2 protein-coding genes are annotated in these 10,646 nt (G+C 72.2%); both read left to right on the forward strand.

The features are described 5' to 3' along the window. Window positions 1–257: 257 nt before the first annotated feature. The gene (locus ACFUJY_RS32185) at window positions 258–1,613 is read left to right on the forward strand and encodes a helix-turn-helix domain-containing protein (protein ID WP_383306179.1); all 1,356 of its coding nucleotides are present in this window, start codon (window positions 258–260) and stop codon (window positions 1,611–1,613) included. Window positions 1,614–1,833: 220 nt separating this feature from the next. Continuing rightward, window positions 1,834–10,646: amino acid adenylation domain-containing protein (locus tag ACFUJY_RS32190; protein ID WP_383306181.1), on the forward strand; the 8,813-nt coding region annotated here is incomplete at its 3' end.

Here is a 10,646-nt window from a genome sequence, read left to right on the forward strand (position 1 = left end):
GATTCACGGCACCGCCCCCGCCCCTATCCCCCCGCTATCACGGCCCGGTATCCCCTGCCGCCCGCCCGGACGGGCGCCCTGTCGGCTATCCCGGAGGGCCGGGCCGGGCCCGGACGGCGTTTGGCCGCGCGATGCCTCCCGGATAGGGCGCGAGCGGAGGATTCCGGCAGCAGCAAGGCACGTCAGCCGTCCCTCCGGCGCCCCAGGCCCGCAGCCGCTTCCGGGGCGTTCATTCCCCGACGAGCAGGAGTCCTTCCATGACGCTCAGCCACCCCCCGCAGGACACCCCGGCCACGACCGCCCCGCTCGCTTCCCTGATACGCGGCCACCGGCTCCGTATCGGCCTGACCCAGCGGGAGTTGGCGGATCTTTCCACCATCAGCGTGCGCGCCATCCGGGACCTGGAGAAGGGGAAGGCCCAGCGGCCCAGGACGGACACGGTCCGGCTCATCGCCGACGCGCTCAGACTCGGCCCCCGAGCCCGTGCCGCGCTGGAGGGGGCGGCCCGGCGCGGGGCCCGGGCGGAGGGTGACGTCCGGCGGCTGTCCATGGAGCGGGCCGCACCGCCCGTTCCGCTGTATCCGCTGGTCGGGCGCGACGCGGAGACCGGTGTGCTCGTGGAGGAGTTGTGCTCCGGCGCCGAACGTCTGGTGACCGTCGTCGGGTTGAGCGGGGTGGGGAAGACCCGGCTCGCCCTGGAAGCGGCCGCCCGTCTGCACGACGCCGGGCTGCCGGTGCTGTGGCACGACGGTGACGGCGCCGCGGCCGACTGCCTGCGTGCCGACGACGACCCGTTGCCCCGGCTCGCCGACGACTGTGCCCGGTTCCTGCGGGGCGGCGGCGCGCCCGGGGATGGGCTGCCCGCCCTGGTGGACGCGCCGGCCGCCCTGGACGACGACGGAAGCCCTTCGGTACGCGGCGCCGCCGTGCTCGTCCTCGACGGTGTGGACACCGCCGCCCTGGATTTCGGCCGCCTGAGCAGGCTGCTGCGCGCGTTCCCGGGTTTGCGGCTGCTGATCACCGGTGAGCGGCCCTGGAACGTGCCCGGTGAACGCCTGTTCCTGCTCTCCCCGTTGGAGGCACCGGACCCGGCGGCCGGGCACACGGACGCGCCCGCCGTACGGTTCTTCCTCAGCCAGCTCCGCCGCGTCCGGCCCGACATCGTCCCCGATGAGCAGGCGCTCGCGGATGTGGCCTGGATCTGCCACCGGCTCGACGGCCACCCGGCGGCGCTCGGTGCCGCCGCTTCCTGGCTCACCGTGTGCGACCTGTCCACCCTGCGGAACATCGTGGACTCCGACCCGGCCCCGCTCCTCGACCACCTGGCCGGCGGCCCGGACGGCTCCCGGCTCCAGGTGCGGGTGAGCCGCGCCCTCGCCGCGCTGCCCGCCCCGTACCGGGCGCTCATCGGCGACCTGGGCGAGGTGGGCGACGGTGAGTTCCTTCTCCAGGACGTCGTGCGGCTCACCGGCCGCCCGCTGCCGGAGTGCGGCCGGCTGATCCGCGAACTCCTGGTCGGCGGCGTGATCCGGGCCAGTGCGGACGGGGGGCGCTCGGCGTTCCGGGTGCTGTGCGTGGTGCGGGCGGCGGCGGGGACGACGGCTGCGGTGTGACGGCGGCGGGCGGTGCGGGCGGCGGTGGGCGGGCGGGGGCGCGGCGGTGGGCGGGGGGCGCGCGGTGGTGGGCGGGCGCCGGGCCTCGCCTGCCGTTCGACTGCCGCCGCACCGCCGAACTGCTGGCCCTACCGCCGGAACAACTGCCGCTCGGCACCGGGCCCCGGCGGTTGTATGGCCACTGCCCCGCCCCCTCCCGCCGCGACCCACAGGAGACCTCATGCCGTCCGACGCCACCGTCGCACCCGCTCCGGCCGCCCTCCGGTTGCCGCTTTCGGAGGCCCAGCGTGACATCTGGACGGCGCACACCCTGGACCCCACCGGCCTGAAGTACAACGTCGCCGAGGTCCGGGACATCCTGGGCCCGGTCGACCCGGCGCTGATGGGTGCCGCCTGGCGCCGCCTCGTGGAGGAGGCGGACGTCATGCGCACCCGCTGCTTCGAGGACGACGGGGAGCAGGTGTGGCAGCTGATCGACACCGTCCCGGGCGACCGGACGCTGGCGTACACCGATGTGAGCGGCGAGGCCGACCCGGAGGGCGCGGCCTGGGGCCTGGTGGACGCGGCGGTCGGGGCACCCTTCGACCTGACCCGCGAGTCCCCGGTCCGCTGCGCGCTGATCAAGCTCGCCGAGGACCGCTTCTTCTACCTGTACACCTTCCACCACCTGCTCGTGGACGGCGCGAGCGTGTCGATGCTGCTGCACCGGCTGGTCGAGCTGTACGAGCGGGCGGTCGCCGGTGAGCCGTGGGGCGACTCCCCGTTCGGCCGGCTGGCCGACCTGCACGCCGAGGACGCCGCCTACCGGCGCTCCGAAGCAGCCGACGCCGAACGGGCCGCGTGGCGCGCGCACTTGACCGGCGCTCCGGAGGCGGCGGCCGGTCTCGTCCGGGGCTCCGGCCGGGCGGCCCCCTCCCGGGGGGCGCTGCCCTTCGCCCGGCGCACGGTCCTGGTGCCGGCGGCGGAGGCGGACCGACTGCGCACCGTCGCACGGGCCGAGCGGGTCTCCTGGCCCGTCCTGGTGGTCGCGCTGTTCACGGTGTACCTGCACCGGGTCACCGCCCAGGACGAGCTGGTGCTCGCGCTGCCGGTGGCGGGCCGCACCACGAAGACCGCGCGCAGCACCCCGGGCATGGCGTCCAACGTCGTGCCGCTGCGGCTCCGGGTGGGCGCCGGCGAGACCCTGGGCACCCTGGTACGGGCGGTGTCCGCCGAGGTCAAGCACGGTCTGCGCCACCAGCTGACCCGGTACGAGGACCTGCGCCGGGACGCCGGTGCGCTCACCGGTGGGCGCAGACTGACGGGCCCTGTGCTCAACATCATGGGGTTCAACGCGGACCTCACGGTGTGCGGCCACCCGACGGTCAACCACAACGTGAGCAACGGCCCGGTGGACGACCTCAGCGTCGCCGTGTACGACCTGGGCGCGGCGGACGGTCTCCGGATCGACTTCGACACACCGGTGGACGGCGTCGACCCCGAGGCCGTCGCGGCCCACCAGGACCGCTTCGTCGCCTTCCTCACCGCTGCGACGGAGGCGGACGCGCGGGCCGTGGAGCCGGGCTCGCGGAGCGTCGCGGAGTTGGAGGTGTTGTCGACGGGTGAGCGGGAGTTGCTGCTCGGGGCGTGGGCCGGGGAGGTGGCCGGCCGGGACGACGTGTCGCTCGTGCGGCGCTTCGAGGAGCAGGTGGCGCGGGTCCCGGACGCGGTCGCGCTGATCGACGGTGAGCACGAGTTCTCGTACGCGGAGCTGAACGCGACCGCCAACCGCTGGGCCCGTGAACTGCGCGGACGCGGCCTCGGCCGGGGCGACCTGGCCGGCATCCTCCTGGAACGCGACGCCACCTTCGCCGCCGCGCTCATCGCCGTACTCAAGACCGGCGCCGGACACGTGCTGCTCGACCCGGACTTCCCCGACGAACGTCTGCGGTCGGCGGCGGACGAGGCCGCGATCAGCCACCTGGTGACGCGGCCCGGGCTCGCGGGAAGGCTCACCGGGGCGTGGACGACGTGCACCGAGGGCCCGGAGGATGTGGCCGGCCACGACGCGGGCGATCTGGATGTGCCGATCGGGGGTGACGACCTCGCCTGCGTGATGTTCACGTCGGGCTCGACGGGCCGCCCGAAGGGCATCGTCTCCTCGCACCGCAACCTGGTATCGACGCTGGTCGGGCAGACCTATCTGCCGACGGGTGCGGACGAGGTGTACCTCCAGTCCTCGCCCATCTCCTGGGACGCCTTCAGCCTCGAATTCTGGGGCCCGCTCCTCCACGGCGCACGCGTCGTGCTGCAACCCGGGCAGAAGCCGGAGCCGGCGCTCATCGCGGAGCTGGCCCCCAAACACCGCGTCACGACGCTGCTGCTGTCGGCCAGCCTCTTCAACTACCTCACCGACGAACACCCCGAGACCTTCGACTCGGTGACGACCGCGTACACGGTGGGTGAGGCGGCGTCCCCGGCTCACGTGCACCAACTGCAGATCCTCCGGCCGGGCATCAAGGTGATCAACGGATACGGGCCGGCCGAGGCGATGATCTACGCCACCACGCACACCATCGAGCCCGGCGACACACCCCACACCGCCATCCCCATCGGCACCCCGCTGGTCAACAAGCCCCTCTACGTCCTCGACACATCGCTGCGCCTGTGCCCGCCGGGTGCCACCGGTGAGCTGTACGTCTCCGGCGACGGCCTCGCCCACGGCTACCTCAACCGCCCCGACCTCACCGCCGCCACCTTCGTCCCCAACCCGTTCGGCCCCGACGGCACCCGCCTCTACCGCACCGGCGACCTCGCCCACTTCGACCACGACGGACGCCTCCACTACGAAGGCCGCGCCGACCACCAGATCAAAATCCGGGGCTTCCGCATCGAACCCGCCGAAGTCGAAGCCGCACTCCTCACACACCCGCACGTCACCCAAGCCGTCGTCACCAAACACCACGACCAACTCTCCGCCTACGTCGTCACCAGCGGCGACCCCGTAGAACTCAGACGCCACCTGACCGACCGCCTCCCCGAACACCTCATTCCCACCTACCTCACCCCGCTCGACCGGCTCCCCCTCACCCCCAACGGCAAAGTCGACAAACGTGCACTGCCCGAGCCCGTCGCGGTGTCGTCGGGCGGTCGCGCCCCGCGCACCCTGCTGGAGGAGACCCTGACCGGTCTCTTCACCAGCACGCTCGATGCCCCCCGCACGCTGACGATCGACGACGACTTCTTCCACCACGGCGGCCACTCGATCCTCGCCGCCCGCCTCACCAACCGCATCGCGCAGGCTCTCGGCGTCCGGCTGACGATCCGGGACGTGTTCGAGTACCCGACCGTGGCGCGGCTCGCGGAGAAGGTCGGCGCGGCGAAGGGCCTCCCGGCGCTGCCTCCGCCGGCCGCCGGTGAGGGGCCGGGTGAGGGACTGGCCCCGATGTCGTTCGCCCAGCGTCGGCTGTGGCTGCTGGCGGACCTGGAGGGCGGGAGCACCGCGTACAACGTGCCGATGGCCGTTCGCCTGGAAGGCACCCTGGACGCCGACGCCCTGGAGGCCGCGCTCAACGACGTGATCGAGCGCCACGCCCCTCTCCGCACCCTGTACGAGACGGTGGACGGCGAGCCGCACCAGCGCATCCTTCCAGCGGCCGAGGCGCGGTTGCGCATGGGGCGCCGGGAGGTGGCTGCCGAGGAGCTGGACCGCGCGGTGGCCGGTGCCGGCCGCCATGTCTTCGACCTCCGCAGCGAACTCCCGCTCTCCGTCACGCTGTTCCGGCTGGGCGAGACCACGCACCACCTGGTCGTCGTGCTCCACCACATCGCCACGGACGGCCGGTCGAGCGAGGTGTACGTGACGGACCTGGCCCGTGCGTACGAGGCACGGGTGGCCGGGGACGGGAGCAGCGTGCTCGAGCCGCTGCCGGTGCGGTACGCGGACTACGCGGTGTGGCAGCAGCGGGTGCTGGGGGCGGCCGACGACGCGGACAGCGTCCTCTCCCGTGAACTCGCCTTCTGGCGGGACGCCTTGAAGGGGGTGCCGGAGGAGCACGGGCTCAACCCGGACCGGCCGCGTCCCGCACGCGCCTCGCACCGGGGCGGAGCGGTGGCCGTCGATCTCGGTGACGACCTGTACGCGCGCATCGGGGAGCTGGCCCGCGCCGAGGGCTGCACCCCCTTCATGGTCGTCCATGCGGCCCTCGCCGCAACGCTCAGCCGTCTGGGCGCCGGCACCGACCTGGCCATCGGCTCACCCGTCGCCGGCCGCACCGACGAAACACTCCGCGATCTCGTCGGCTTCTTCGTCAACACCCTCGTCCTACGCACCCACACCGACGGCAACCCCACCTTCCGGGAGCTCCTGGGGCGCGTCCGCACCACCGACCTCGACGCCTTCGCCCACCAGGACGCCCCCTTCGACGTCGTCCTCGACACCCTCAACCCCACCCGCACCCTCGCCCGCCACCCCCTCTTCCAGATCTGCCTCACCCTGGAGACCGGCGCACCGGTGCTCGCTCTGGCCGGGTTGCGACCGGAAGCGGTGCAGACGTTCGCCAACGGCTCGGCCAAATTCGATCTGGAGTTCCTGCTCCGCACGGACGACGGCCAGGGCCTGCGCGGCACGGTCGTCTTCGCGGAGGACCTGTTCGACCGCTCGACCGTCGAACGCATGATGTCGGTGCTCGGCGCGGTGCTGCACCAGGTGCTGGACGACCCGGAGGCGCGTCTCGGGAACGTGGAGGTGTTGTCGGCGGGTGAGCGGGAGTTGCTGCTCGGGGCGTGGGCCGGGGAGGTGGCCGACCGGGATGACGTGTCGCTCGTGCGGCGCTTCGAGGAGCAGGTGGCGCGGGTCCCGGACGCGGTCGCGCTGATCGACGGTGAGCACGAGTTCACGTACGCGGAGCTGAACGCGACCGCCAACCGCTGGGCCCGCGAGCTGCGCGACCACGGCCTCGGCCGGGGCGACCTCGCCGGCATCCTCCTCGAACGCAACGCCACCTTCGCCACCGCGCTCATCGCCGTACTCAAAACCGGCGCCGGACACGTGCTGCTCGACCCGGACTTCCCCGACGAACGACTGCACTCCGCCGCGACCGAAGCCGCCATCAGCCACCTGGTCACACACGCGGGACTCGCCGGCCGCCTCGACGGAGCGTGGGTCACGTGTGTGGCAGGACCGGGCGACGTGGCCCACCACGACGCGGGCAACCTGGATGTGCCGATCGGGGGTGACGACCTCGCCTGCGTGATGTTCACCTCCGGCTCCACCGGGCGGCCCAAGGGCATCGTCTCCTCACACCGCAACCTGGTGTCCACCCTGGTCGGGCAGACCTACCTCCCCACCGGCCCGAACGAGGTCTACCTCCAGTCCTCGCCCATCTCCTGGGACGCCTTCAGCCTCGAATTCTGGGGACCACTGCTCCACGGCGCACGCGTCGTGCTGCAACCCGGGCAGAAGCCGGAACCGGCGCTCATCGCGGAGCTGGCCCCCAAACACCGCGTCACCACCCTGCTGCTGTCGGCCAGCCTCTTCAACTACCTCACCGACGAACACCCCGAAACGTTCGACTCGGTGACCACGGCCTACACCGTCGGGGAAGCCGCCTCGCCCGTCCACGTACACAAGCTGCACAGCGCCAGGCCGGGCATCGACGTGATCAACGGATACGGGCCGGCGGAGGCGATGATCTACGCCACCACCCACACCATCGAGCCCGCCGACGATCCCCACACCGCCATCCCCATCGGCACCCCGCTGGTCAACAAGCCGCTGTACGTGCTCGACTCCGCGCTCCGGCTCTGCGCACCCGGTACGACCGGTGAGCTGTACGTCTCCGGCGACGGCCTCGCCCACGGCTACCTCAACCGCCCCGACCTCACCGCCACCAGCTTCGTAGCGAACCCGTACGGCGAACCGGGGAGCCGCCTCTACCGCACCGGCGACCTCGCCCACTTCGACCACGACGGACGCCTCCACTACGAAGGCCGCGCCGACCACCAGATCAAGATCCGGGGCTTCCGCATCGAACCCGCCGAAGTCGAAGCCGCACTCCTCACACACCCGCAGATCACCCAAGCCGTCGTCACCAAACACCACGACCAACTCTCCGCCTACGTCGTCACCAGCGGCGACCCCGTAGAACTCAGACGCCACCTGACCGACCGCCTCCCCGAACACCTCGTCCCCACCTACCTCACCCCGCTCGACCGGCTCCCCCTCACCCCCAACGGCAAAGTCGACAAACGTGCACTGCCCGAACCCGTCGCGGTGGTGACCACCGAGCGTGTGCCGCAGACGCAGCTAGAAGAGGTGACGGTTGGCCTGTTCAGCCGGGTGCTGCGCACCCCGGAGCCGGTGGGTGTGGACGACAGCTTCTTCGCGCACGGCGGTCACTCGCTGCTGGCGGCCCGACTCACGAACCACCTCGCCGACGTGCTGGGCGTCCGGCTGACCATCCGGGACGTGTTCCAGCACCCCACACCCGCGCGCCTCGCGCAGTACATCGCCTCGCTGAAGGGACGGCCCGCGCTGCCGCCCCTGGTCGCGGGCGAGGCGGGCGGCGGTCCGGACAGCCCCGTCTCGTTCGCGCAGCGCCGGCTGTGGCTGCTCGCCGAGCTGGACGGCGGGAGCACCGCGTACAACGTGCCGATGGCCGTACGCCTGGAAGGCACCCCGGACGTCGATGCCCTGGAAGCCGCGCTCAACGATGTGGTGGGGCGCCATGCGCCGCTGCGCACCGTGTTCACGACGGTCGACGGGCAGCCACTGCAGCGGGTCCAGCCGGCCGCCGGGGCCCGGGTCGTCATCGAGCACCGGACCGCGACGCCGGACTCGCTGGACGGCGACCTGGACACGGCCACCCGGCACCGGTTCGACCTCAGGACCGAGAACCCGCTGCGGGCCACGCTCTTCGCCCTCGAAGACGGGTGCTGCGTCCTGTTCCTGCTGTTCCACCACATCGCGACCGACGGACGCTCGGCCGATGTCTTCTTCCAGGACCTGTCACGGGCCTACGAGGCCCGGTGCGCGGGTGCGACCGCGAGTGTCCTGGAGCCACTGCCCGTGCGGTACGCGGACTTCGCGGTGTGGCAGCAGCGGGTGCTGGGTTCCCCTGACGACGCGGACAGCGTGCTCTCCCGCGAACTCGCTTTCTGGCGGGATGCGTTGGACGCGCTGCCCGAGGAGCACGGGCTGAGCCTCGACCGTCCCCGTCCGGCGGTCGCCTCGCACCGGGGCGGTCGGGTCGAAGTCGCTTTCGGTGACGACCTGTTCGCGCGCATCGGGGAGCTGGCCCGCGCCGAGGGCTGCACCCCCTTCATGGTCGTCCACGCGGCCCTCGCCGCAACGCTCAGCCGACTGGGCGCCGGCACCGACCTGGCCATCGGCTCACCCGTCGCCGGCCGCACCGACGAAACACTCCGCGATCTCGTCGGCTTCTTCGTCAACACCCTGGTCCTGCGCACCGATACGGCTGGCAACCCCACCTTCCGGGAGCTGCTTGAACGCGTCCGCGCCACGGATCTGGACGCCTTCGCCCACCAGGACGCCCCCTTCGACCTCGTCCTCGACACCCTCAACCCCACCCGCACCCTCGCCCGCCACCCCCTCTTCCAGATCTGCCTCACCCTGGAAGCCGGGGAGGCTCCGGCGCTGGTCCTCGGTGAGGGCCGGACGGCCGAGGTGCGGGGGCTGACCAACGGTTCGGCCAAGTTCGACCTGGAATTCCTGCTCCGGTCGCACGACAGCCGGGACCTGCACGGGGCGGTCGTCTTCGCGGAGGACGTGTTCGACCGGTCCACGGTCCAGCGCATGGTGTCGGTGCTCGGCGCGGTGCTGCGCCAGGTACTGGACGACCCGGAGGCGCGTCTCGGGGACGTGGAGGTGCTGTCCGACGCCGAGCGGGGACTCATCCTGGGACCGTGGGCCGGAACGACTGCCGGCATCGACGACACCTCACTGGTCGCTCGGTTCGAGGCCCAGGCCGCCCGCGCCCCGGAGGCCGTCGCGCTCATCGACGGCGACCAGGCCCTCACGTACGCGGAGCTGAACGCGACCGCCAACCGCTGGGCGCGCGAGCTGCGCGACCACGGCCTCGGCCGGGGCGACCTCGCCGGCATCCTCCTCGAACGCGACGCCACCTTCGCCACGGCACTCATCGCCGTACTCAAGACCGGCGCCGGATACACCCTGCTCGACCCCGATTTCCCGGACGAGCGCCTTCGCTCCGCCGCGCACGATGCGGGTATCGCCCTGCTCGTCACGGACGACGGCCTCGGGCAGCGCGTCGAAGGCCCCTGGGGTGTGGTCTCGTGCTCCGGCGGGGCCCCGGCCGCCGGGCAGGAGGGCAACCTGGGTGTGCCGGTCACGGGGGACGACGTCGCGTGCGTGATGTTCACCTCCGGCTCGACCGGGCGGCCGAAGGGCATCCTGTCCTCGCACCGCAACCTCGTCTCCACGGTCACCGCGCAGACGTACGGGAACTTCGGGCCCGACGAGGTGTTCCTCCAGTGCTCACCGGTCTCCTGGGACGCCTTCAGCCTCGAATTCTGGGGCGCCCTCCTCCACGGCGGCACCACCGTCCTGCAACCCGGCCAAAAGCCCGAACCGGCACTCATCGCGGAGTTGTCGCGCCGGCACGGCGTGACGATGCTCCAGCTCTCCGCGAGCCTCTTCAACTACCTCACCGACGAACACCCCGACGCGTTCGAGTCGGTAACCGTCGCCTACACCGGCGGCGAAGCCGCCTCGCCCGCCCACATCCACACACTCCAGCAGATCGCGCCGCACACCACCGTCGTCAACGGATACGGTCCCGCTGAATCCATGGGCTTCACCACCACCCACACGGTCACACCGTCCACCGAACCCCACCCCACCGTCCCCATCGGGACCCCACTCACCAACAAGGGCGCCTACCTCCTCGACGGGAGTCTCCGGCCCGTCCCGCCCGGCGTCACCGGCCACCTCTACCTCACCGGCCACGGCCTCGCCCACGGCTACCTCAACCGCCCCGACCTCACCGCCACCACCTTCATCCCCAACCCCTA

The sequence above is a fragment of the Streptomyces sp. NPDC057249 genome, assembly GCF_042669245.1.
In the GTDB taxonomy this organism is placed as follows: Bacteria; Actinomycetota; Actinomycetes; order Streptomycetales; family Streptomycetaceae; genus Streptomyces.